General features: G+C 65.5%; 20 protein-coding genes, 1 tRNA gene and 1 pseudogene. 14 read left to right on the top strand and 8 right to left on the bottom strand.

The window, feature by feature from the left end:
* Window positions 1–78 precede the first annotated feature (78 nt).
* The 4 genes from QX048_RS14575 (at window position 79) to QX048_RS14590 (ending at window position 3,171) form a co-directional block, all read left to right on the top strand.
* The gene (locus QX048_RS14575; protein WP_316200531.1) at window positions 79–1,560 is read left to right on the top strand and encodes a DUF1254 domain-containing protein; all 1,482 of its coding nucleotides are present in this window, start codon (window positions 79–81) and stop codon (window positions 1,558–1,560) included.
* Window positions 1,561–1,586: 26 nt separating this feature from the next.
* Complete coding sequence (locus QX048_RS14580) at window positions 1,587–2,039, top strand: DUF2721 domain-containing protein (RefSeq protein ID WP_315714699.1); 453 nt, start codon at window positions 1,587–1,589, stop codon at window positions 2,037–2,039.
* A gap of 135 nt (window positions 2,040–2,174) precedes the next feature.
* A complete protein-coding gene (locus QX048_RS14585) occupies window positions 2,175–2,996 on the top strand; it encodes a hypothetical protein (RefSeq protein ID WP_316200530.1) in 822 nt (273 codons plus the stop codon).
* A gap of 88 nt (window positions 2,997–3,084) precedes the next feature.
* Window positions 3,085–3,171: transfer RNA gene (locus tag QX048_RS14590), tRNA-Leu, on the top strand.
* Window positions 3,172–3,207: 36 nt separating this feature from the next.
* Here QX048_RS14590 and QX048_RS14595 read toward each other — a convergent pair.
* The 5 genes and pseudogenes from QX048_RS14595 to QX048_RS14615 form a co-directional block, all read right to left on the bottom strand.
* Complete coding sequence (locus QX048_RS14595) at window positions 3,208–3,474, bottom strand: helix-turn-helix domain-containing protein (RefSeq protein ID WP_316200529.1); 267 nt, start codon at window positions 3,472–3,474, stop codon at window positions 3,208–3,210.
* A gap of 133 nt (window positions 3,475–3,607) precedes the next feature.
* Window positions 3,608–3,934, bottom strand: a pseudogene (locus QX048_RS14600) (cyclic nucleotide-binding domain-containing protein); the annotation flags it as partial.
* Between the two features lie 265 nt (window positions 3,935–4,199).
* Window positions 4,200–4,859, bottom strand: coding sequence for a glutathione S-transferase family protein (locus QX048_RS14605; protein ID WP_315749441.1), 660 nt, complete (start codon window positions 4,857–4,859; stop codon window positions 4,200–4,202).
* A 31-nt stretch (window positions 4,860–4,890) separates the two neighbouring features.
* Complete coding sequence (locus QX048_RS14610) at window positions 4,891–5,376, bottom strand: SRPBCC family protein (RefSeq protein ID WP_315749439.1); 486 nt, start codon at window positions 5,374–5,376, stop codon at window positions 4,891–4,893.
* Window positions 5,369–5,698: a metalloregulator ArsR/SmtB family transcription factor gene (locus QX048_RS14615; RefSeq protein ID WP_316200528.1), complete on the bottom strand. Its 330-nt coding sequence runs from the start codon at window positions 5,696–5,698 to the stop codon at window positions 5,369–5,371. The genes QX048_RS14610 and QX048_RS14615 overlap by 8 nt, the downstream gene beginning before the upstream one ends.
* Before the next feature lie 214 nt (window positions 5,699–5,912).
* On the opposite strand from QX048_RS14615, the gene QX048_RS14620 reads away from it, so the two are divergent.
* Entirely contained in the window at window positions 5,913–7,316 is a 1,404-nt protein-coding gene (locus QX048_RS14620) for a methyl-accepting chemotaxis protein (RefSeq protein ID WP_315826240.1), read from the top strand.
* A 328-nt stretch (window positions 7,317–7,644) separates the two neighbouring features.
* Here the strand turns inward: QX048_RS14620 and QX048_RS14625 are convergent, their stop codons facing one another.
* Window positions 7,645–9,258: an ABC transporter substrate-binding protein gene (locus QX048_RS14625; protein ID WP_315826241.1), complete on the bottom strand. Its 1,614-nt coding sequence runs from the start codon at window positions 9,256–9,258 to the stop codon at window positions 7,645–7,647.
* A gap of 264 nt (window positions 9,259–9,522) precedes the next feature.
* On the opposite strand from QX048_RS14625, the gene QX048_RS14630 reads away from it, so the two are divergent.
* The gene (locus QX048_RS14630) at window positions 9,523–9,663 is read left to right on the top strand and encodes a hypothetical protein (RefSeq protein WP_315714707.1); all 141 of its coding nucleotides are present in this window, start codon (window positions 9,523–9,525) and stop codon (window positions 9,661–9,663) included.
* A gap of 98 nt (window positions 9,664–9,761) precedes the next feature.
* Here the strand turns inward: QX048_RS14630 and QX048_RS14635 are convergent, their stop codons facing one another.
* Window positions 9,762–11,375, bottom strand: a complete 1,614-nt coding sequence (locus tag QX048_RS14635; RefSeq protein ID WP_315749432.1) for an ABC transporter substrate-binding protein — start codon at window positions 11,373–11,375, stop codon at window positions 9,762–9,764.
* Window positions 11,376–11,644: 269 nt separating this feature from the next.
* Between QX048_RS14635 and QX048_RS14640 the strand changes: the two genes are divergently transcribed.
* The 8 genes from QX048_RS14640 to QX048_RS14675 all read left to right on the top strand — a co-directional run bounded on the left by QX048_RS14640 (window position 11,645) and on the right by QX048_RS14675 (window position 22,567).
* Window positions 11,645–12,775: a M20/M25/M40 family metallo-hydrolase gene (locus tag QX048_RS14640; protein WP_316200527.1), complete on the top strand. Its 1,131-nt coding sequence runs from the start codon at window positions 11,645–11,647 to the stop codon at window positions 12,773–12,775.
* Window positions 12,776–13,182: 407 nt separating this feature from the next.
* Window positions 13,183–14,124 carry an ABC transporter permease gene (locus QX048_RS14645; RefSeq protein ID WP_315714710.1) on the top strand — a complete coding sequence of 314 codons (942 nt, stop codon included), beginning with the start codon at window positions 13,183–13,185 and terminating at the stop codon, window positions 14,122–14,124.
* A gap of 11 nt (window positions 14,125–14,135) precedes the next feature.
* Window positions 14,136–15,026 (top strand): ABC transporter permease, encoded by an 891-nt coding sequence (locus QX048_RS14650; protein WP_315714711.1) that lies wholly within the window; start codon window positions 14,136–14,138, stop codon window positions 15,024–15,026.
* 133 nt (window positions 15,027–15,159) lie between these two features.
* A complete protein-coding gene (locus QX048_RS14655) occupies window positions 15,160–16,806 on the top strand; it encodes an ABC transporter ATP-binding protein (protein WP_315826243.1) in 1,647 nt (548 codons plus the stop codon).
* 295 nt (window positions 16,807–17,101) lie between these two features.
* The gene (locus tag QX048_RS14660) at window positions 17,102–18,601 is read left to right on the top strand and encodes a M81 family metallopeptidase (RefSeq protein ID WP_315826244.1); all 1,500 of its coding nucleotides are present in this window, start codon (window positions 17,102–17,104) and stop codon (window positions 18,599–18,601) included.
* Window positions 18,602–18,621: 20 nt separating this feature from the next.
* Complete coding sequence (locus tag QX048_RS14665) at window positions 18,622–19,785, top strand: M20 aminoacylase family protein (RefSeq protein WP_315749426.1); 1,164 nt, start codon at window positions 18,622–18,624, stop codon at window positions 19,783–19,785.
* A gap of 64 nt (window positions 19,786–19,849) precedes the next feature.
* On the top strand, window positions 19,850–21,271 hold the full coding sequence (locus QX048_RS14670) for an amidase (protein WP_315826245.1): 1,422 nt from the start codon (window positions 19,850–19,852) through the stop codon (window positions 21,269–21,271).
* 405 nt (window positions 21,272–21,676) lie between these two features.
* Complete coding sequence (locus QX048_RS14675; protein WP_315714716.1) at window positions 21,677–22,567, top strand: crotonase/enoyl-CoA hydratase family protein; 891 nt, start codon at window positions 21,677–21,679, stop codon at window positions 22,565–22,567.
* A gap of 195 nt (window positions 22,568–22,762) precedes the next feature.
* Here QX048_RS14675 and QX048_RS14680 read toward each other — a convergent pair whose 3' ends face one another.
* Window positions 22,763–24,802, bottom strand: a complete 2,040-nt coding sequence (locus QX048_RS14680; protein ID WP_315826246.1) for a methyl-accepting chemotaxis protein — start codon at window positions 24,800–24,802, stop codon at window positions 22,763–22,765.
* Window positions 24,803–24,886 lie beyond the last annotated feature (84 nt).

A 24,886-nucleotide genomic window follows, 5' to 3' on the forward strand; every position in this document is an offset into this window, starting at 1 on the left:
TTGCGACCGAAAGACGGGACGTTTCGAGCTTAGGTCAAACATGGGTCGAGCGGCGCGCAAATGAAAAGGAGATCGCTCATGAATTCATCTGCTGGACAGGAAGGCATTTCGCTTCATCGCCGCTGCCTGCTCACGACCGCACTCGGTGCCGGGCTGGGCACAGCCTTGTCATCCACAAGAAGCGAGGCGGCCGGCCCGCTGCTGCGCGCACTCGGCGACCTGAAGGGCGATGTCGAGGAAGAACTGGCGTATGTTCTTGCGTTGGAATGCTATGTCTACGGCTTTCCGCTTGTCATGATGGACGCAACCCGAGCGGTGATGACGGCCACGTCGAAGTCCGAACAGTATAAAGCGCCTGTCAACCAGTTCGGCAGGATGCGGACTTATGTCGATCCGGATTTCAAAGACTGCGTCCGCATCAGCGTCAACTCCCTCTGGGCGTTTTCATTCATCGACCTGGACAAGGAGCCGTTCGTCTATTCTCAGCCCGACACTCAGGGGCGATACATCATCATGCAGGCGCTCAACATGTGGACCGACGATTTCGCCTCGGCGGGCAGTCGGACGACCGGAACTGGCGCCGGAAACTTCCTGATCGCCGGCCCCAAATGGAACGGTGTTGCGCCCAATGGCATCAAGCAAACGTTCCGATCGACGACGCGCTACGCATCTGTTCTGGTCCAGATCGCATGCGACAGCCCCAAGGAGTTCGTTACAATCAACAAGCTGCAGGATGAATTGCAACTGACGCCGCTCAGCGCCTGGGGCAAGTCCTACACGCCACCCTCCGATGTGCCAATCGACACCAGTGTCGATACAACGGCGACGCCGTACGATCAGGTGCGGCTCATGACCGGCGAGATGTTCTTCAAGCGCCTCGCCGCTGCGTTGAAGGACAACCCGCCTTACCCTGACGACGCCAAGACTATCGACAAGCTCAAGCGCATCGGGATCGAGGTCGGCAAGGACTTTGAACCGTCCAAGCTCGATCCGGCCGTTCTGCGGGGGATCAACCGGGCGCCGGCCGAGGTCTGGTACAAGCTGGAAACAGGCCCCTACACTGCGCCGACCGTGAACGGCTGGCAGGGCGCGCTGAATATCGGTCGCTTCGGTACCGACTACACCACGCGGGCATTCATCGCCTGGTTTGGATTGGGGGCGCTGACGTCGGACGATGCGGTCTATCCAACCGCCTTTGTCGATGGCGACGGCAACGTGCTGGACGGCGCGGCGAAGTATGTTCTCCATCTGGAGAAGGACGAGATATTCCCCTCCGAAGCTGGGGTCTGGTCGGTCTCGCCCTATCGCGAGAATTTCTATGTTCGGAACGCGATCAACCGCTACGGCATCACTTCGGCGATGCCGATCAAATACAATCCAGACGGCTCGCTCGATATCTACATCCAGGCGCAATCACCAGGCGGCGACAAGGAAACGAATTGGCTTCCGTGTCCGCCGAGCCTGCCATTCAATCTCAGCGTCAGGGTCTATCAGCCCAAGACTGCCCTTAAGGACGGGACGTTCAAGATCCCGCCCATCCGGCGCGTTCGCGACACCTGAAGAACTTGCAAGGACTGCGCGAGGAGATGGACAGTGTAATCCAGTTAGTGCCGGTAACGCCTTCAATCGACCAACTGGCACGGATCATCGGCAACGTGGCGGCCCCGGCTTTCCTGCTGGGAGCCGTCGCGTCCTTCATCTCGGTTCTTATTTCCCGCATCAACCGTGTGGTCGACCGGGCCCAGTTCCTTCACGGCATCACCGATGATGATGCTTCAAAGGCTTACCTCAAGACGGATATTCCCCGGCTGCGGCACCGGGCTTCGCTCCTGAACAGGTCGCTGTTCTGCTCCATCCTTTCTGCGATCCTCACCGCCCTCATCATCATCGTTGCCTTCATCAGCGCCCTGTTCAATGTTGCCCACGAATATGGCGTGGCGCTGCTATTCATGGCTGCGCTGCTGACGTTCTGCGCTTCTCTCATCGACCTCGCCCGCGAAACCCGAATTGCACTTCACGACAACGACCTGCGCGTGTAAGTCTTCCAGGGCAGTCGAGGGGTGATCGGATGTGACGAAGAGGTCTCGGAAGAGCCGCGGGCGTCAGAAGGCCACCGCGACGGCCCGGCCTGAACAAGCCCGACTCCTGCTCAACGCTCCGCGCCAACATTCCGCTTGCGGACTGCCGCGCTGTTGGCAATCGGGTCGGGTGCGCTGTTTCCTCTGCTTGCAAGCGGGCTGTCCTGGTTCAAGACGCCGGATACCTCGTCTCAGCCGACCAGCGTAGCAGAGCTGAGCTTTGTCGGCAGCCAAGCGTGCAGCGGCTGCCATCAGGCGGAGACAGGGCTATGGCAAAGCTCGCAACATCGCCACGCTATGGATCACGCGAACGACACGTCGGTCCGCGGCGACTTCAACGATACCGCGTTCGAATATGCCGGAACGCGCTCGCGCTCCTTCCGCAAAGACCGGAAATTCTTGGTCGAGAAGGCCCACAAGGCCGATCCCAACGCTAACCGCGAGTGGGAGCCAGAGGAGTGGCAATTCGCGCGCGAGAACGCTCCGCTCGAGATCAAGATTTGCCTGTTCCTCGCACGTTACAAGACGCGCAAGAACGACAAATTCGTGAACCTACCGGTGCTGCCCGAGTTGCAGGCCTTCATGGGCGAGCTGAAGGTGCAGCGGGCGAACAGGCTGATCGCTGTCCGCGACGACGGGACGGTGTGGCCGTCCGAGAAGGAGATGCAGACCCGGGTGAGCCACTGGCTGCGCGACCGGGAGCGCGCCGGCCACATTGGCGCCGGCACCACGCTGCGCGGTCAGCGCGTGTCCTACGCTGCTTGGTGGAGGCGCAACGGCGCCAACACCCGCGAGGTGGCCGATCTGATCGGCGACGAGCCGGAACGCATGGGCGCCCACTATACCCGGCACGTCGAGGCCGAGCAGAACATCATCCGAGCATTCAGCAGGATCAAAGACGGTCAGGACAAGGCGTGAACGGGTTTTGTAACCGAAATGGAAACGCAAGGGTTCGATTGGAAAACATTTGCCGGCCTGGAACGAAAAAGCTATGGAAATCAATAGGGCGGACGTGGCGGAATTGGTAGACGCAAGGGACTTAAAATCCCTCGATGGCAACGTCGTGTGGGTTCGAGTCCCACCGTCCGCACCAGCCCTGTGCACGCCCCGCTCGGCCGCCCTGCCCGGCTCAGTTCAACGCCGCCAGCCGCTCGAGCTCGGCGAGATCGGTGACCTCCAGCCTGCCCTCCGTGATCGTCAGGATCTTGCGATCGCGAAACAGCGCCAGCACGCGGCTGACATGGACCGAGGTCAGGCCGACGGCGTCGGCGATGTGCTGCTGCTTCAAGGGAAACGGATAGCGGTGGTGCTGGACCACACCGTCCACCGCGACGCGCCGCATCAGGCTGAGCAGCAGATGCGCGATCCGACGCTCGGCCGGGCGCTGGCCGAGCACGGTGATGAGCTCGTAGGAGGCCCCGGCCGTTGTCGCCGAGAGAGCGGAACACCTCCATCATGACCAGCTCGTCGGCGCGGCACTGCTTGCGGACCTCCTCGCCATCGAGCCGGCTGACCTGGACCTGGGTCAATGCCTTGGCCGAGAAGCTCATGCCTTTGGCGAAGATCGCCGCCGGCGAGAAGATGTCGCCCGGCAGCAGGAAGCGCAGGATCTGGCGGCCGCCATCCGACAACTGGATGTAACGGAATGCCCAGCCGCTGCAGAGCACGAGCACATCGTCGCGCGCCTCGCTCTGGCATTTGATCTGCTGGCCGGCCCGGACGGTGAAGAACTGCTGATTGAGCCGCGGCAGGGCCGCCTGCGCCCGGCAGGCCTTGAAAAGCGCGGCACAGAATCCGGAATCGACGTGGGTGCAGGAGACGCAGCAGCCGGGGAGATCGGGTTCTGATCGCAGCATCAAGGGGTGCGCGCGCTTGCGTCCAATCCGTCCCGCCGACCCGGCTTCGTCATTCGGTCATCGGGACGCTGTGGCGGTCGATCGGGGGCGGCGGATGCCGAGGCCCTTCGACCTACGTCGCAGCTAAAATGGAACCGGCCCGCCGCGATATAACCTGGATTAATCACGCGGCTGAAAGTCGCGTATCCATGCCGACGGCCGTCGCAGCGCGATCGCTCGCTTGGGCTTTGGATCTCACCCGAAGCATCATTGACGCCGCACGCGCCTACGCCGCCTGCGCTCGCGCCGTCAGCTCCGCCATGGTGGTGGACTTGAAGCTCGGTCGCGCCTCCAGCCGTTCGATCCAGGCGACGAGGTTGGGATGGCCGGCGGTCAGCTCCGCCCATTCCGGCGTCAACGACAGGAAGCTCGCCTGCGGCGCGGCCTGCAGATCGGCCAGCGACAGATGATCGCCGACCATGAACGGCTGCTCGCCGAGCAGCCGCGACAACTCGGCGATGACAGTTCTCGCCTGCGGCATCGCGCGTGCGATCGCGGCCTCATCGGTGGTCGTGCCGAAGAATTGCGGACCGACGATGCGCTGGAAGAGGATGACGTTGCACACGCCCTGGAACAGGTACCAGTCGCTGATGTTCATCACCTGGTCCATGCGCGCGGCCTGCCTGACATCCGCGGGCGTCAGGGCCGGCTCGGGCAGCACACGATCGAGATAGCGCAGGATCGCCTGGGTCTCGTACAACACGAAGCCGTCATGCGCGAGCACCGGCACGCGCCCGAAGGGATGACGCGCCAGATGCGCCGCGCCCTTGGAGTCGCCCGGCGCCAGCGCCGCGAGCCGATACGGCGCGCCTTTCTCCTCCAGTGCGATCAGCACGCTGCGCCCGAACGGGCTCCCCGGCACGGAATGGACGACGAACTCGGACATCACGATCTCCCCCACGCTGATGATGAACTGCTCACGATGACGCCGGCGGCCGCTCGGCCTCGGCCACGAAGCGCTGCAGCAGCCCCGGCCAGCCGCCGTCGACATCCCGCCGCATCGACGCGCCGGCCTCGCGGCCCATGGTTTCGAACTTGTGGTGCAGCAGCTCGACGCGGGTCACATCCGGGCCCTCGGCAACGAATTGCACATCGACCTCCGAGCGCATCGCCGCATCCGGCCTCCACTGCGCATCGACCTGCCACAGCATGACGAAGCGACGCGGCGGCTCCCACAGCGTGATGGTCGCGACCGTGGTCGCCGTGCCGTCCTCGGCGATCTCGAGCCAGTGGCCGCCGAGCTTCGGCTCCAGCAGCACCTTCTCGATCGGCTTGCGGCCGACCCCATGCGTATGCGGCCACCAGCGCGTCAAGCCGCGCGTGAACACGTCGAAGGCATGATCGATCGGCGTCCGGACATGGACGAGCTTCCGCACCGGCGCGATCACGACACCCTCACTCATCGATCCCCCCTTTCGTCTGTCGATGCGTGCGCTCCGCCTCGATCTTGAAGGCGAGCAGCGCGTCGTCCCAGAAGCTGTCGAGCCAGTCGCGCAGCTCGGCCAACCCCTCACGGCGCAACGCGTAGATGCGGCGCACGCCTTCGCTGCGTTCCTCGACCAGCCCGGCATCCTTCAGCACCTTCAGATGCTGCGAGACCGCCGGCCGCGACACCGGCATCCCGGCCGCGATCGCATGGACCGGCCGCGGTCCACCGCGCAGCCGTTCGAACACCTCCCGCCGCGTCGGGTCCGCCAGCACATTCAGTGTTGTTCCGTAAGCCATGACTTACTGTAAGCCACTACTTACATAAACGTCAAGGCGGCACGCCGGAGAACGCGAAAGCCCCGATCCCTGCAGATCTCGCCACCGCCGGTTGCAAGGAGAAACCCGCCATTAACCATAACCGAACCAGGGTGGAACCAACGGTTGCCGGCGTCCGGGCGGGTTGTGCGACGTCGCTCAGGCTGGCCGGGGCTCGCCATCAATGAGAGGCACGATGCTGGGATTCCGCCGAAAGAACGAACCATCGGACGCCCCGCTTGCGTCCGACACCTCCGCACACGACGCCTTCCAGGACGCGCTGGCGCAGTGCCTCGGTGACTGGGCGGACGGCAAGCTCAATCGCGATATCGGAGGCGTCGATGCTGCCGCGCTGCGCGCCCAGCTCAAGCCGCAACTGATCGAGGCCATCCATCGTCTCGGCACCGCGCTCGCGGCCCGCGCGTCCCAGGATCTCGATTCCGTCGTCGACATCTGCATCAACAGCAACGAAGCCTCGATCAGCGCGGCGCGCCTGATCGGCGCCTCCAACAATCAGTCCGAACGCTGTCAGAGTCTCGCTGCCGCATCGGTGGAGATGCAGGCCTCCGTGCACACCATCCGGTCGACGTCGACCGAAGCCGCCGCCGAGGCCGCCGCGACGCGCCAGGCCGTCGAGAACAGCGTGACCGCGGTACAACGGACGTTGCAGACCATGAACGGCATCGCCAGCTCCGTGCGCGACACCTCGGCGAAGATCGCCGATCTCAGCGCCGCCTCCGCCGAGATCGGATCCATCGTCGGCACCATCGACGCGATCGCCAACCAGACCAACCTGCTGGCACTCAATGCCACCATCGAGGCGGCGCGCGCCGGCGAATTCGGCAGGGGCTTCGCGGTGGTCGCCGCGGAGGTCAAGAACCTGTCGCAGCAGACGACCAAGGCGACGGAGGACATCAAGGGTCGTATCGAGCGGCTGCAAGCCGAGATGAGCGGCATCGTCGAGGCCATGGCCGGCGGCGCCAAGGCGGTCGAGGTCGGCATGTCCGAGATGAACGATCTGGCGCAGGCGATCGATCAGGCCGGCACCCGGACCGCGGTGGTCAGCACCAAGATGGACGAGATCTCCGGCATTCTCGCCGAGCAGTCCGCCGCAACCGACGAGGTCGCGCAGGGCATCACCATCATCGCCGATCTCGCGACCGCCAATGCCAACGAGGTGATGTCGCTCGCGGACACCATGGGCAAGACGGACGCGAAGGTCGGCAAGATGCTGGGCGAGATCGCCAAGCTCTCGCTCGACAACCAGGTGGTGAGATTGGCCAAGGCCGATCACGTGATCTGGAAGAAGCGGCTGGTGGACATGTCGGTCGGCCGGCTGCAACTTCGCGCCGACGAGCTCTCCGATCATCACACGTGCCGGCTCGGCAAATGGTACTATGGCGAAGGCGGCCAGCGTCTGGCCGGCGATCCGGCATTTCGCAACCTCGAACGCCCTCACGAGGCGGTGCACCGCCACGGCAAGGAAGCCGCGCGCCTGTTCAGCTCAGGGCGCATCGATGAAGCGCTCAACGAGATCGGCAGGGTCGAGGTCGCTTCCAGCGAGGTGTTGGCGGCGCTGGACGAGATCAGGGCCTCATAGCTACGAGGCTGCTGCCGACGTCACGTCACTCCATCCTCGCGTCATTCCGGGGCGTGCGCAGCACGAGCCCGGAATCCATAGCCACAGGACAGGGTGTGGTGTGAGATGGCAGTGGCGCTTGTCTTCGCCACATGACGGCGCGTGGATATGGATTCCGGGCTCATCGCTGCGCGATGCCCCGGAATGACGGCGAGAGAGCCGGCCCCGTCGGCAGTCGTGTAGCCCGGATGAGCGATAGCGACATCCGGGTCTCCTCCACAGCGCGTTTGAACCCGGATGTCGCTATCGCTCATCCGGGCTGCGGCTACGGGCCGCGGCCGACATCTCGTCACTCGCTCTTGTCGACGTTCCAGAACACCGGCACGGCCTGCCCTTCCAGGACGCCGGTGATCGATTTGCGCCAGGCGCTCGGCATGAACCATTGGCCGAGCGGCACGTAGATCACCTGGTCGTAGACCTCCTGCTGAATCTGGGCGGCGATCCGCTTCTGGTCCTCCGGCTTCGTGGCCTTGGCGAAGGCGTCGCGCAGCTCCTCCATCTTGGGATCGTCGGGCCAGCCGAACGGGCTCTTCTGGCCGCGTGCGCCGACGAAGGTGCTGCCGATCGGATTGCCGGAGTCGGCGATCACCGAGTTGGTGAAGAACATGTTCCAGCCGCCCTCCTTGGGCGGCTTCTGGCTGGCACGCCGCGTCACCACGGTCTGCCAGTCCGTCGTCTGCAGATCGACCTTGAAGCCGGCCTCGCGCAACAGCTGCGCGGCGACCACCGGCTGCGCCTTCAGGGTGATCGCATCGCCCGGCGCGAGGATCACGACGGGCGTACCGTCATAGCCGGCCTCGGCCAGCAGCTTCTTGGCCTGCTCCATGCCGTTGCCCTTCACCAGCGTCTCCGAGCCGATGTCGGATTCGAGCGGCGTGCCGCAGCCGAACACGGCGCCGCAGATCGTGTAGTACTTGGCGTTACCGACGAGCGCGTCGAGCACATCCTTCTGGTTCAGCGCCAGGAACGCCGCACGGCGGATCTTCACATTGTCGAACGGCGGAAACAGGAAGTTCATGCGTCCCAAGGTCTGGTAGCCGAACTTGTTCAGCACGTTCATCGAAAGATCGGGATTGGCTGATAGCACCGGCTCGAGATCGAGCGGCGGGAATTCCATGAAGTCGATGTCGCCGGCCTGCAGCGCGTTGACGGCCGTCTGCGCATCGGGCATCGAGACCCACTCGACGCGGTCGACCTTCACCACCTTGCCGCCGGCCGTCCAGCTCGGCGGCTCCTTGCGCGGCACGTAGTCGGTGTTCTTCTCATACACCGCCTTCACGCCCGGCTGGAATTCCGCCTTGACGAACTTGAACGGTCCGGAGCCGATCTGCTCCGAGATCTGCTGGTTCGCGGGCGTCTCGGCCAAACGCTTCGGCATCATGAACGGTACGTAGGAGGACGGCTTGCCGATCGACTCCAGCACCAGGCCGTACGGCTCCTTCAGCTTCAAGGTGATGGTCTTGGCATCGGTGGCCTCGAGCGAGGCCGTGGCCTCCATCAGCTTCTGGCCCATGCTGTCGTTGCGGCTCCAGCGCTTCAACGAGGCGACGCAATCTTCGGCGGTGACCGGCGCGCCGTCGTGCCACTTCAGGCCGTCGCGCAAGGTGAAGGTGTAGGTCAGCTTGTCGTCCGAGACCGTCCACTCTGCCATCTGCGGCTGGACCTGAAACTTGGCGTCGGTCCCGAGCAGGGTGTCGTATACCATGTAGCCGTGGTCGCGCGTGATGTAGGCCGGCGTGAACACGGGATCGATGACGCGCAGATCCGAATGCATCACCGCCGTAATCGTCTTCTTGCCGGCGGCGAGGGCCTGGGTCGTCACGCCCGCCATCGACACGGCCATGACCGAGGCGACGAACCATGAAACGAGCGCGGATGCGGTCCGGCGCGGAGTATGTGACATGCGATCTCTCTTGACGTGGGCTTCCATCCGAGGGCCCCGATACCGATCAAGGCCTGACGAGGCGTCCTGCGTCGCGTCTGCGAACGCTCAGCAAACAGTCTCGGCGAGGGAGACTTGCAGCAGTTCCATCGGAGGTCAATCGCCACGGACGCATGGGTCACCGCACCACGCGGCTGCACACATCGTGACTGCCGACGATGGCGTCCCGCCATCTGGAACTCGGCTGCGCCTCGTCCGTTATGCGCAGCAGCAAGGAGCCTGATGATGCCGAATGAAGTCACCAAGCCGCGGGACAGCCGACATCCGGCCATGCCGATCCGCACCGATAAGAACCCGTCCCAGGATCAGATCAGCCCACCCTTGATGGTCGAGGGTCTCGAAGCCGTGCGCGATCCGCACTGCTGAAGGGCGCTAACGCACGGGCGAATGCAGGAACAAAAAAGAGACGCGGCGAAGTCTCCACTTCGCCGCGTCTTTGTTTGCGTCACGAGTGCGTCCGCCGCCTACTCGCTCTTGTCGACATTCCAGAACACCGGCGTCGCCGGGCCGTCGAGCACGCCGGTCAGCGATTTGCGCCAGCCACTCGGCAGCAGATATTGTCCGAGCGGGATGTAGATCACCTTCTCGTAGTTCTGCTTCTGGATTTCGGTGGCGATCTTCTTCTGCTCGTCGAGCGAGGACGACCGCGCATAGGCGTCGCGCAGCTTCTCGATGTCGGCATCCTCGGCCCAGCCGAACCAGCCGCCCTTGGTGCCGCGGCCGCCGACCGAGACGTTCGCCACGGGATTGGCGACGTCGGCGCCGACCCAGTTGGTGAAGAACATGTTCCAGCCGCCCTCCTTCACGGGCTTCTGGCTGGCGCGCCGCGTCACCACCGTCTGCCAGTCGGTGGCCTGCAGGTCGACCTTGAAGCCGGCCTCGCGCAACAGCTGCGCCGCCACCACGGGCTGCGCCTTCAAGGTGGTGACGTCGCCCGGCGCCATGATCGCGATCGGCGTGCCGTCATAGCCGGACTCGGCAAGCGCCTTCTTGGCCTCGGCCATGCCGTTGCCCTTGATCAGCGTCTCGGCACCGACGTCGGTCTCGAGCGGCGTGCCGCACACGAACACGGCGCCGCAGACCTTCTGGTACTTCTCGTTGCCGACCAGCGCGTCGAGCACGTCCTTCTGGTTCAGGGCGAGGAAGGCCGCGCGGCGCACCTTCACGTTGTCGAACGGCGGGTTGAGGAAGTTCATGCGGCCGAGCGTCTGGTAGCCGAACTTGTTCAGCACGTCGATCTTGAGCTCGGAGTTCGACTCCAGCACCGGCAGCATGTCGTAGGGAAGGTTCTCCATGAAGTCGATGTCGCCGGACTGCAGCGCGTTCACAGCGGTCTGCGCGTCAGGCATCGTGATCCACTCGACGCGGTCGACCTTCACCACCTTGCCGCCGGACGTCCAGCTCGCCGGCTCCTTGCGCGGCACGTAGTCGGTGTTCTTCTCGTACACCGCCTTCACGCCCGGCTGGAATTCCGCCTTGACGAATTTGAATGGGCCCGAGCCGATCTGCTCGGGAATCTGCTGGCCCTGCGGCGTCTCGGCGAGACGCTTCGGCATCATGAACGGCACCAGCGAGGACGGCTTGGCGATCGACTCCAGGACGAGTCCGTAGGGCTCCTTCAACTTGAGCACGATGGTCTTGGCATCCGGCGCCTCCAGGCTCGCCGTGAAGTCCATCAGCTTCTGGCCCATGCCGTCATTGCGGCCCCAGCGCTTCAGCGAAGCGACGCAGTCCTCGGCGGTCACCGGCGTGCCGTCGTGCCATTTCAGGCCGTCGCGCAGGGTGAAGGTGTAGGTCAGCTTGTCGTCGGAGACCTTCCAGTCCGCCATCTGCGGCTGGACCTTGAAATTCGAATCGGTCGCCAGCAGCGTGTCATAAACCATGTAGCCATGATCGCGGGTGATGTAGGCCGTCGTGAATCCGGGATCGATGACGCGCAGATCCGAATGCATCACCGCCGTGATCGTCTTCTTGCCGGCTGCGATGGCCTGGGTGCTCAGCGCCGTCGAGAGCGAAAGCATGGAAACGGCGAGGCTCGTCGCGAGCGTCAGACGTTTCCAGCGCGGGCTGTGGAACATTACGAGGTCTCCTGAGTGGATGGCTTGACCTGAAACTCATCAGATCCAGACCATTCGTTGGGCGTGCAGATCAATCCTTGTGCGAACTAACATGCTGTAAGTCGCGAGCTTTCGACAGTTGCAGACGTCGCCTTTCGCGTCAATCCGCATTCAGCGCATGCGGCCCTGGGCTGAGAATGCCGTTAACGTCTGCGTAGCTTTCGCTTTACAAGACGTGCGCAACTCCGTCTCGTGTCATGAGATCGCGACAAAGCCTTGAGAGAGCACAAATGAATCCAGCCCATCTTCCCTTCGATACCGACATCATGCTGCAGGGCTTGCGGGACTGGGTCGAATGCGAAAGTCCGACCTGGGACGCCGCAGCGGTGGAGCGCATGCTGGATCTCGCCGCGCGCGACATGGCCATCATGGGTGCGACGATCGAGCGCATCGCCGGACGCCAGGGCTTCGCCGGCTGCGTGCGCGCCCGCTTCCCGCACCCGCGGCAGGGTGAGCCGGGCATCCTGATCGCCGGCCACATGGATACCGTTCACCCCGTCGGCACGCTGGCCAGGCTGCCTTGGCGCCGCGAGGGCAACAAATGCTACGGGCCCGGCATCTGCGACATGAAAGGCGGCAACTATCTCACGCTGGAAGCGATCCGCCAGCTGATCAAGGCTTCCATCGTGACGCCGCTGCCGATCACCATCCTGTTCACGCCGGACGAGGAGGTCGGCACGCCCTCGACCCGAGACATCATCGAAGCCGAGGCGCAGCGCAACAAATACGTGCTGGTGCCCGAGCCGGGCCGTCAGGACAATGGCGTGGTGACCGGCCGCTATGCCATCGCCCGCTTCAATCTCGAGGCGATCGGACGTCCGAGCCATGCCGGCGCGCGGCTCGGCGCGGGCCGTTCCGCGATCCGGGAAATGGCGCGACAGATCCTCGCCATCGACGGCATGACGACGGAGGACTGCACCTTCTCGGTCGGCATCGTGCATGCCGGCCAGTGGGTCAACTGCGTCGCCACCACCGCCACCGGCGAAGCCCTCAGCATGGCGAAGCGGCAGGCCGATCTCGACCACGGCGTGGAGCGGATGCTGGCGCTGTCCGGCACCACCGACGACGTGACATTCAAGGTGACGCGCGGCGTGACGCGGCCGGTGTGGGAGCCGGATTCCGGAACCATGGCGCTGTACGAGAAGGCGCGCGGCATCGCCGAACAGCTCGGCCTGTCGCTGCCGCACGGCTCGGCAGGCGGCGGCTCGGATGGCAACTTTACCGGCGCGCTCGGCATTCCGACCCTCGACGGCCTCGGGGTGCGCGGCACCGACATGCACACCCTGAACGAGCACATCGAGATCGACAGCCTTGCCGAGCGTGGCCGCCTGATGGCGGGACTGCTCGCGACCCTGGCGTAGGATTGCCTCCGGGCAAGATCTCGTAGCCCGCATGAGCGCAGCGACATGCGGGGTCATCGCCGCAGCGCGAGACCCCGGGGTCGCTTCGCTCTCCCGGCTACGCACCGCCTGCTGCGCAGCAGCACGGTTTCATTTTCCGGGACCAGGACGGTGAGTAGACAACGGCTCCACGGCGCGCGCATGATGGCATGCGGCTTGCAAAGTTTCGCGCAGGGTTCGCCGCAAAGTGCTGCGACATTGTTCGCAAATGCGACGGTTCGCGCGGATCACGAACACCGTGTCATCGCGCGTGCACGAGCGGACGAGCGAACACCGGAGACCTTGAAAGCGATGGATATCGGTGACATGCACACTCTCTCACGACGTTGCGCGCGTCGCCCCAGCACCATGAAGGTGGTTCTCTCAAGATGATCGGTTATCTGCTTCGCCGCATCCTCGCATCCATCCCCGTGATGGGCGTGGTGGCGCTGTTCGTCTTTCTCTTGCTGCGGCTGACGCCGGGCGATCCCGCCGCGATTCTCGCCGGCGACAACGCGACCCCTGAGCAGCTCGAGCGCATCCGCACCACGCTCGGACTGAACGAGCCGCTCTACATCCAGTTCATCACCTGGATCAATCAGCTGCTGCATGGCGATCTCGGCGTGTCGCTGATCTCGAAGGTGCCGGTGCTGCAGATGATCGGCCAGCGCATCGAGCCGTCGATCTCGGTCGCGATCTCGACCATCATCCTGTCGATTCTCGTCGCGGTCCCGCTCGGCGTCATCGCGGCCTGGAAGCACGGCACCTGGATCGATCGTTTCGTGATGGCGCTCTCGGTGATCGGCTTCTCGGTGCCGGTGTTCGTCATCGGCTACATCCTGATCCAGCTGTTCGCGATCAACCTGCGCTGGGTCCCCGTCCAGGGCTTCAAGAGTCTCAGCGCCGGCTTCGGCCCGTTCTTCGAGCGCATCATCCTGCCGACCTGCGCATTGTCCTTCATCTACGTCGCGCTGATCGCGCGCATGACGCGCGCCGCGATGCTCGACGTGCTCGGCGAGGACTTCGTGCGCACCGCGCGCGCCAAGGGCGTCAGCGAGATCGCGGTGCTGCTGCGCCACGCGTTGCGCAATGCGGCCGTGCCCGTCATCACGGTGATCGGCTCCGGCTTCGCGCTGTTGATCTCCGGCGTCGTGGTCACCGAGAGCGTGTTCAACCTGCCCGGCATCGGCCGCCTCACCGTCGACGCCGTGCTGGCGCGCGACTATCCGGTCATCCAGGGCATGATCCTTCTGACCTCCTTCATCTATCTCGCGGTCAATCTCCTGATCGACCTCGCCTACACCCTGCTCGATCCACGCATCCGCTACTGAGGCCCTTTCCGATGGCGATCGTCACCACCCCTGAGCCGTCGATCCCGGTCACCACGCGACTGGGGCCCCGGTTCGGCTTTCTCACCTCGACCCCGATCATCGCCGTGGCGACCGTCTGCCTGTCGCTCATCGTGCTGATATCGATCCTCGCACCGCTGCTGGCGCCGCACGATCCCGTGCTGCTCGCGCCGGCGCAGCGGCTCAAGCCGTCGAGCGCGCAACACCTGCTCGGCACCGACGCCTATGGCCGCGACCTGCTGTCGCGCACGATCTATGGCGGCCGCATCTCGCTTCTGGTCGGCGTCGGCGCCGCGATCATCTCGATCGCGATCGGACTCGTGATCGGCCTCGTCTCCGGCTTCTTCCGCTGGGTCGACGCCATCCTGATGCGCGTGATGGACGGCCTGATGGCGATCCCGAGCATCCTGCTCGCCATCGCCGTCGTCTCGCTGTCGGGCGCCAGCGTAGGCACCGTGATGATCGCGATCACCATCGTCGAGATCCCGCGCGTCGCGCGCCTGGTCCGCTCGGTCGTGCTGACGGCACGCGAGGAGCCCTATGTCGAAGCTGCGATTTCGCTGGGGACGTCGATGCCCAAGATCATGTGGCGGCATCTGATGCCGAACACGATCGCGCCGCTGATCGTCCAGGGCACCTACATCTGCGCCGCCGCGATCCTCACCGAGGCGATCCTGTCGTTCCTCGGCGCCGGCATCAGCCCGGAGACGCCGACCTGGGGCAACATCATGGCCGAGGGCCGTTCCTACTTCCAGATCAAGCCGTCGTTGATCTTCTGGCCGGGCCTGCTGCTGTCGATCGCCATCCTCTCGATCAACCTGATCGGCGATGCCGCGCGCGACGCGCTCGACCCGCGCATGAAGCAGCGCGAGGCCGGCAAGTGACGGCCTTTCGTAGCCCGGATGATCATCTCACTTTTCGTCATTGCGAGCGAAGCGAAGCAATCCAGGGCCACGCCCGGAACTCTGGATTGCTTCGTCGCTTCGCTCCTCGCAATGACGCTGGAGAAATGAACACATGACCGACACCATCCTCGACATCGACAATCTCGTCGTCACCGTCGGCAAGACGAAGAACCCGAACGGCCCGCGCATCATCGACGGCGTCTCGATCAAGGTCGAAAAGGGCGAGACGCTCTGCGTCGTCGGCGAAAGCGGCTCCGGCAAATCGGTGACCTCGCTGACCACGATGGGCCTGCTGCCGAAGAACGCGCTGCATGCCGTCGGCGGCAGCGTCAAGCTGGTCGGCGAAGAGCTGCTCACCGCGAGCGATCGCCGGCTGCGCGAGCTGCGCGCCACCCGGATGGCGATGATCTTCCAGGAGCCGATGACCGCGCTCAATCCGGTCGTGCCGGTGGGCCGCCAGATCGACGAGGTCCTGCGCGCGCATACGTCCCTCGATGCGCGGACGCGGCGCAAGCGCATCCTCGACATGATGGAGCAGGTCCACCTGCCCGACGTCGAGCGCATTTTCGGCTCCTATCCCCATCGCCTGTCCGGCGGCCAGCGCCAGCGCATCATGATCGCGATGGCGCTGGTGCTCGAGCCGAAACTCCTGATCGCCGACGAGCCGACGACCGCACTCGACGTCACCACGCAGAAGCAGATCCTCTCGCTGATCCGCGAGTTGCAGCGCGATCACGGCACCGCCGTGCTGTTCATCACCCACGACATGGGCGTCGTCGCCGAGATCGCCGACCGCGTCTCGGTGATGCGCCAGGGCCGCCTGGTCGAGACCGGCGCGCTCGACAAGATCCTGCGCAGCCCCGAGATGGACTACACGCGCAACCTGCTCGCCTCCGTCCCCAGCCTGATCCCACGCCCGCCGCGGCCCGAGAGCACCGAGCCGGTGGTGCTGGAGACCAACGAGCTCGGCAAGGTCTATCGCGAGCGCTCGTTCCTCGGCAAAGCGCGCGAAGTCGTCGCTGCGCAGAACGTCACGCTCACCCTGCGCAAGGGCCGCACGCTCGGCATCGTCGGCGAAAGCGGCTCCGGCAAATCGACCGTGGCCCGCTGCATCGTGCGGCTGATCGATCCGACCTCCGGCGGCGTCCGCCTCGCCGGCCACGAGATCTCGATCCTGACCCGCCGGCTGCTGCAGCCGCACCGCAAGCGCATCCAGATCGTGTTCCAGGATCCCTACCGCTCGCTCAACCCGCGGCTGACCGTCGGCGAGAGCATCGCCGAGGGACCGGTCAACTACGGCACCTCGCATGACAAGGCGATGGCGCGGGCGCGCGAGCTGCTCGAGCTGGTCGGCCTGCCCGCGGACGCGATCTCGCGCTACCCGCACCAGTTCTCCGGCGGCCAGCGCCAGCGCATCGCGATTGCGCGCGCGCTCGCGCTCGATCCCGACGTGCTGGTGGCGGATGAAGCGGTCTCCGCGCTCGACGTCTCGGTGCAGGCGCAGGTGCTGGAGCTGCTCGACGAGATCCAGCGCCGGCTCGGCATCGCGATCCTGTTCATCACGCATGACCTGCGCGTCGCCGCGCAGATCTGCGACGACGTCGTCGTGATGCAGAAGGGCCGCATCGTCGAGCAGGGCCCGGCCGGCGAGATCCTGACGCATCCGAAGGAGGCCTATACGAAATCCCTGCTCGAGGCCGCGCCGGGTCGGAACTGGGACTTCGCGAATTTCCGCCCGGTGTCGGAGGCGGTGGCGTAGCAGCGCCACCCACCGCTGTCATTCCGGGGCGTGCGCAGCACGAACCCGGAATCCATACCCTCAGGCGGGTGTGGTGATATCGGCTGGTCGACAGCCTGCTTCCCAACGACCGCCTGTGGGTATGGATTCCGGGCTCATCGCCGTGCGATGCCCCGGAATGACGCGCGGAGAGAGTCCGTGCAGGCCGGCGCGCCGTCATCGTGGCCCGCATGCAAAACGGCATCGCTCCTTCGCTTGCCTGCGCCGCGAGGGCCGGTCTAACGTCATGACACGTTCAACGGCCTGAGGCGAAGTCATGACGCGCGTCGCGATCGGCGGCTTCCTGCACGAGACCAATACATTTGCGCCGACGAAAGCGGACTACGACGCGTTCATGCACGGCGGCGGCCGCGCCTCGATCGCCGATGCGGCCTCCGTGCTCACGACGATGCGCGGCATCAATGCCGGCCAGGCCGGCTTCATGGCAGTCGCGGAAGCCAACGGTTGGGACGTCGTGCCCACCATCGCCTGCGCGGCGAGTCCCTCCGCGCATGTCACCAGGGATGCGTTCGAGCGCATCACGGGCGTGATGGTCGACCGCATCAAGGCCGCCGGCCCGCTCGACGGCGTCTATCTCGACCTGCATGGTGCGATGGTGACGGAGCATCTCGACGACGGCGAAGGCGAGATCCTGGCGCGCGTGCGCGAGGTGATCGGCCCGAACGTGCCGCTCGTCGCGAGCCTCGACCTGCATGCCAACGTCACCCCCGAGATGATGGCACATGCCGATGCGCTGATCGCCTACCGGAAATATCCGCACACCGACATGGCCGACACCGGCCGCGCCAGCGCCGAGCACCTCGCGCTGCTGCTGCGCGCAAAGACGCCGCTGGCGAAAGCCTTCCGGCAGTTGCCGTTCCTGATCCCGATCAGCTGGCAGTGCACCAATGACCAGCCGACCAAGGGCATCTACGAGAAGCTTGCGGCGCTGCAGAGCGAGGCGGTGCCGACGCTGTCGTTCGCGCCCGGCTTTCCCGCCGCCGATTTCGCGCATTGCGGCCCGAGCGTGTTCGCTTATGGCCGGACGCAGGCCGACGCGGACGCCGCGGCGGATGCGATCGCGGCGATCGTCGCGGGCCACGAGGATGATTTCGACGGCCGCATCTACACGCCCGATGACGGCGTGCGCCATGCGATGATGCTGGCGAAGACGGCGACGCGTCCGATCGTGATCGCCGACACCCAGGACAATCCCGGCGCGGGCGGCGATTCCGATACGACCGGCATGCTGCGCGCGCTGGTGCGCAATCGCGCCAGCCGCGCCGCGATCGGCATGATCTACGATCCGCAAGCGGCGATCGCCGCGCATGCGGCCGGCGAAGGGGCCACCGTGACGCTGTCGCTCGGCGGCAAGAGCGGCATTCCCGGCGATGCGCCGTTCGAGGAGAGCTTCATCGTCGAGAAGATCTCCGACGGCCGCTTCGTCGCACCCGGCCCGTTCTACGGCGGCCGCAAGATGGAAATGGGACCGTCAGCGTGTTTGCGCATTGGCGACGTCCGCGTCGTCGTGGCCTCGCACAAGTCCCAGCTTGCCGACCAGGAGATGTACCGCTTCGTCGGCATCGAGCCGACCGCGCAGGCGATCCTGGTCAACAAGAGCTCGGTGCATTTCCGCGCCGATTTCGAACCGATCGCCGAACATCTCCTGATCTGCGCCGCGCCCGGCGCGATGCCCGCCGATCCCTCCACCCTGCCCTGGACCAGCTTGCGTCCGGGCATCCGCCTCAAGCCGAACGGCCCGGCGTTCGAAGCTTAACCCGACAACGGAAACGCTCCATGCCCACCATCGATCGCATCCAGGCTTACGCCGACGAGCTCACCGCCATCCGCCGCGACCTGCACGCGCATCCGGAGATCGGCTTCGAGGAGACGCGCACCTCCGGCATCGTCGCCGAGAAGCTTGCCCAATGGGGCATCGAGGTGCATCGCGGCCTCGGCGGCACCGGGGTGATCGGCGTGCTCAAGGGCAAGAACGACAGCGGCAGGAAGATCGGCCTGCGCGCCGACATGGATGCGCTGCCGATGGAGGAGAACACGAACCTGCCGTGGCGCTCGACCATCCCCGGCCGTTTCCACGGCTGCGGCCATGACGGCCACACCACGATGCTGCTCGGCACCGCGCGCTATCTCGCCGAGACCCGCAACTTCGACGGCACCGTGCACTTCATCTTCCAGCCGGCGGAGGAAGGCCTCGGCGGCGCACGCGCGATGATCAAGGACGGCCTGTTCCAGAAGTTCCCCTGCGACGAATTGTACGGCTTGCACAACGCGCCGGACCTGGAGCACGGCGAGATCGCGATCCTGCCCGGTCCGGCAATGGCCGGCGCCGACTTCTTCGACATCCGGATTTCCGGCTACGGCGCTCATGGCGCCATGCCCGAGCGTTCCAAGGATGCGGTGGTGATCGCGACCAGCGTGGCGCAGGCGATCCAGACCATCGTCAGCCGCAATGTCGAGCCGCTGCAGGCCGCGGTCGTCTCGATCACGCAGATCCACGCCGGCTCGGCCTACAACGTCATTCCCGGCGATGCGTGGCTGTGCGGCACCGTGCGCGCGTTCTCGGATCCCGTGCGCGCGTTGGTCCGCGAGCGCATGCGCGCGATCTGCGCCGGCATGGCAGCCGCCTTCAATTGCGAGATCGATGTCGACATCCGCGACACGTTCAGCGTGCTGGTGAACCAGGAGGAGCAGTCCAAGGTCGTCGAGCAGGTCGCGCGCACCGTGGTCGATCCATCCAAGGTGCTGACGCGCTCGACGCCGAAGATGGGCAGCGAGGATTTCGCCGACATGCTGCAGACGATTCCGGGCGCCTATTTCTGGGTCGGCCATGACGGCTCGGTGCCGGTGCACAATCCCGGCTACGTGCTCGACGACAAGATCCTGCCGATCGGCGCCAGCATGTTCGCCCGCATCATCGAGACGCGGCTGCCGGCGGCCTAGCGCGACTGACATACTCAATGAGCGGGCGGCAGATCGAGATGAACTTCGGCGTGGGAGTACCAGCATGCACAAGCCCGTCTCGGATGACGTCACCTCGCTTCATGATCTCTCCGCCGTCGACCTGATCGCCGGCTATCGCGCGCGCCAGTTCTCGCCGTCCGAGGTGATGGACGAGGTCCTGGCGCACGTGGCGGCGTGGGAGCCGCACATCAAGGCGCTGTATCTGCTCGACGCCGACGCCGCGCGGGCCGCGGCCGAGGCGTCGACCGCGCGCTGGGCCAATGACGAGCCGGCCGGCGTGCTCGACGGCGTACCGGCGACGGTGAAGGACAATCTCGCCACCAAGGGCCAGCCGATGCCGCTCGGCGCAGCCAGCGTCACGCGCACGCCGCTCGCCGCCGATGCGCCGCCGGTGGCGCGGCTGCGCGAGGCCGGCGCGATCATCTTCGCCAAGACCACGATGCCCGACTACGGCATGCTGTCGTCGGGCCTGTCGAGCTTCCATCCGCTGACGCGCAATCCATGGGATCTCCGCATGAACCCCGGCGGTTCGAGCGCCGGTGCGGGTGCCGCAGCCGCCGCGGGCTACGGTCCGCTGCATGTCGGCACCGACATCGGCGGCTCGATCCGGCTGCCTGCGTCGTGGTGCGGCCTCGTCGGATTGAAGCCGAGCTTCGGCCGCGTGCCGATCGACCCGCCTTATGTCGGCCGCGTCGCCGGTCCGATGACGCGCATCGTCGACGATGCCGCGCTGATGATGAGCGTGCTGTCCAAGCCCGACCGCCGCGACGGCACCAGCCTGCCGCCGTCGGACCTGCACTGGAAGGTCACGGAGAAGCCGGTGCGCAAGCTACGCATCGGCCTGATGCTCGATCTCGGCGGCGTCGGCCAGCCACTGGAGGAGCCTGTGCGCGCGACGACCCTGGCTGCGGCGAAAGCGTTCGAGGACGCCGGCGCCGTGATCAGCGAGGTCAAGGGTTTCCTGACGCGCGAGATGCTCGATGGTCTCGACAATTTCTGGCGTGCACGGCTGTGGGACGATCTGGCGCGGCTGGCGCCCGAGGTGCGCGCGAAGACCCTGCCCTACATCCTGCACTGGGCCGAACGCGGCGCCGCGCTCTCCGGCGTCGAAGTCGTCAGAGGCTTCAACGTCACGATGGCGCTACGCGCCGCCGCAGCAAGACTGTTCTGCGACTACGACTACATCATCTCGCCGGTCTCGCCCGGCGTGAAATTCCCCGCCGAGCTCGCCTCGCCGGTCAACGATCCCGAGAGACCGTTCGAGCACATCACCTACACCGTGCCCTGGAACATGTCGGAGAACCCGGCAATCTCCGTCAATGCCGGCTACGACTCCGACGGCTTCCCGATCGGCCTGCAGATCGTCGGCCGCCGCTTCGATGATGTCGGCGTACTTGGGATGGCCAAGACGTTCGAGGGATTACGCGGCGAGCAGCGGCCATGGCCGATACCGCCGGCCTCCTGATTCGCGTCACGCCACTCCTTCCTCCGTCATTGCGAGCGAAGCGAAGCAAGAGTCCCGCCCACGCTCTGGATTGCTTCGCTTGCGCTCGCAATGACGGGGACAGAGCGTGGGCCACATCGCTGCCGGATCGCGTGCTGGGAGACCAATGAAAAGCGCGGCGCTTTGCCCGCCATGCGGAATGTCGTCACGATTTGACGCGGCCTCTCGCTGAACTATTGTACTCCCTATCGTCGATCCCAGTCGTCGTCATTCCGGGGCGTGCGAAGCACGAGCCCGGAATCCATACTCACGATGGTGGTTATGGATTCCGGGCCTGCGCCCAAGAGGGCGCATCCCGGAATGACGGCGGAGATTGTGGCACGAGCAAACAACTAATAAGCGCCACGACAACATCAGGAAGCGCCAATGGCTTATCAGACCATCCTCTACGACGTCGCCGACAAGATCCTTACCATCACGCTGAACCGCCCGGAAAAGCTCAACGCCTTCACCGGCACCATGATGGAGGAACTGATCGACGCCTTCGATCGCGCCGACAAGGACGACGGCGTCAGGGCGATCATCGTCACCGGATCGGGCCGCGCGTTCTGCGCGGGTGCTGACCTCTCCTCCGGGGCCGACACGTTCGATCGCGATGCCAAGCGCGGACCGGTGAAGCGCCACGCCGATGGCCGCGTCGACTATTCCGATCCGCAGGTGCGCGATGGCGGTGGCCAGGTCACCTTGCGCATCTTCAAGTCGCTGAAGCCGGTCATCGCCGCGGTCAACGGCCCCGCCGTCGGCATCGGCGTCACCATGCAGCTCGCGATGGACATCCGCATCGCCTCTGACGCGGCGCGGTTCGGCTTCGTGTTCTCCCAGCGCGGCATCGTGCCGGAGGCGGCGTCGAGCTGGTTCCTGCCGCGCATCGTCGGCATCTCGCAGGCGCTGGAATGGTGCTACACCGGCCGCGTGTTTCCGGCGCAGGAGGCGCTCGCCGGCCGCCTCGTCAGCAAGGTCGTGCCGCCGGATGATCTGCTGCCCACCGCCCGTGCGCTGGCCCGCGAGATCGCCGACAAGACCGCGCCGGTGTCGATCGCGCTGATCCGCCAGATGATGTGGCGCATGATGGGCGCCGACGATCCGATGGAGGCGCACAAGGTCGACAGCCGCGGCATCTACGCGCGCGGCCGCTCCGACGACGTCAAGGAAGGCGTGGTGTCGTTCCTGGAGAAGCGCCCTGCGCAATTCAAGAACACGGTGACGGCCGATATGCCCGACTATTTCCCGTGGTGGGATGAGCGGGAGTATAAGTAGCGCCACGGCCCCAGGACACCATTTGGCAAAGAACGGCGTCCAGAGCGCCACGCGATAGATGGCGCGGTATGGGTCCTGGCTCAAGGCCGGGACGACGCCGCGTGGGCGGCAACTGCAACGACTCCATCAGCAGCACCAGGATCGCAATCGACCCCGGCAGCCAATCACCGCGCCAATCACATCGCGTGCGATCGCTCACGCCGCCTTGATGCCGCGAATGAAGTCGTCGACATGGCGGCGCATGCTCTCGGACTGACGCAGCAGCTCCGCCGACGCCCCGAGCACCTGGCTGGCGGTGGCGCCGGATTCGTTTGCGGCGGCCGTGACCTGCTGGATGTTCTGCGAAATTTCGTCGGTCCCCTTGGCTGCGTGCTGGACGTTCCGCGCCATCTCGCGCGTCGCCGCGCCCTGCTCCTCGACGGCATTCGCGATCGACGACGCGATCTCGTTCAGCTCGCCGATGGTCGTGGTGATGCCGCGGATGGCCCGGACGGCCTCGCTCGACACCTCCTGCATTCCGGAGATCTGCGCGCGGATCTCGCCGGTCGCCTTGGCGGTCTGCTCGGCGAGCAGCTTCACCTCGCCGGCGACGACGGCAAAGCCGCGGCCGGCTTCACCCGCCCGCGCGGCCTCGATGGTCGCATTGAGCGCGAGAAGATTGGTCTGGCCGGCAATGTCGCTGATCAGCCGCACGATGTCGCCGATCCGCTCGGCCATGCTGGAAAGGCCCTGCACGGTCTCGTTGGTCCTCTGCCCCTCCGCGGCCGCCTTCTGCGCCATGTCGGCCGACTGCGTCACCTGACCGCCGATGCCCGCGACCGAGCTCGACAGCTGGTCCGTCGCAGCGGCCATCGTCTGCATGTTGCTCGACGCGGCCTCGGTCGCCTGCGCAACGCTGCTCGCTTCACTGCAGGTCCGGCTCGCCGTCCGATTCATCACGGCGGCCGTCGATTCGAGCTGTGCCGAGGCTGAGATCACGCTGTCGATCACGGCCGCGATGTCACCGCTGAAACGGTCGGTCAGTTCGCCGACGCGCTTGGCTTTTTCGGCGCGCTGGCTCATCGCCTCCGCATCCCTGGCAGCGAGCTCGGCGCCATGGATCATGTTCTCCTTGAAGACCTGCACTGCCCTCGCCATCAGGCCGACCTCGTCGCGCCGATCGACCGCGTCGATTGCAGTGCTCACATCGCCCTTCGCCAGCCGCGTCATCGTATCGGCAAGGGCGTTGATCGGCCTGGTGATGCTGCGCGCCAGCGCAACGACGATCGCGAGGCTCAGCGCCAAGGCGACCAGCAGCAGCGCGCCGACGGCGGCGAGGCTGGCCGTGGCCGCGGCCTGCTTGCCGGCCATCAGCTCGGACAGCTCGACGGCCAGAGCGTCTTCGACCTGCTTCAGCAGATCGATCCGCAGCGTGGCCGCATCGAACCAGGCCTTGCTCGCAAGCCCTTTGAAATCACCGCTGACGCCGCCCTGCTCCACCACCTTGCGCATGGCAACGACGCCGTCGATCGCCGATCCCGTCATCGCCGCATCGAACGCCGCACGTCCTTTCGCCGAGGCGGCGGCGCGAAATCCCGCGAAATAGCTATCCTGCGCCGCAGCCAGCCCTATGGCGCGCGCGTAGGCGGCCTGCTCGAAGCGACCGGCGGCAAGGCCTCCCGCCACGACCGCGCGCTCCAGGCCGGCGCGCTCCTTGCCTTCGGTCAGATTGCCATAGGCAATGATCGCCTTGGAGATATCGTCGTCGTCGCTGAGCCTCGATATGCCGCTGATCAGGCTGATCAGCCGGCTGACGATCTCGGTGAGCGAGCTGACCGCTGCCGCCGGCGTGACGGCTTGGGCATCGATGTCGCCGCGGCGGCGATCGAGCTGCGTCAACGCCTGTTCGCTCGCCTGCGCCGCCTCGGCCAGTGCGGCGCTCCGGCGCAGCCCGTCCAGCGCGGCAACCGCGTGCGCGCGCTCGCCATCGGTCAGCTTGCGCTGCTGATCCAGCTCGGCACGCATCTGCGTGCCCTTGCTGCTCAGAAATGCCGACGACATGCCGCGCTCACGCTGCAGCTCATGAACGAAGCGGCTGAGCCTGGCGACGGCGTCCGCCGCTGGCTGCATGCGCGTCATCTCGACACGCACCGCCCATTTCGTGGAAATCTCGTAGGCCGCCAACGCGGCCAGTGTGACGATGGGCAGCAATGCAGACAGGGCTATGCGGTGAAGTATCTTCGACGTCTTCAACATGATCGGCCTCGACCTGTCCGATCACTTTATGAATCCAGTGGTAAAAAAATACACGGCCCCATCCGCCGAATTTTTGGGCAGACG

The organism is Bradyrhizobium sp. SZCCHNS30572 (assembly GCF_032484415.1).
GTDB lineage: Bacteria > Pseudomonadota > Alphaproteobacteria > Rhizobiales > Xanthobacteraceae > Bradyrhizobium.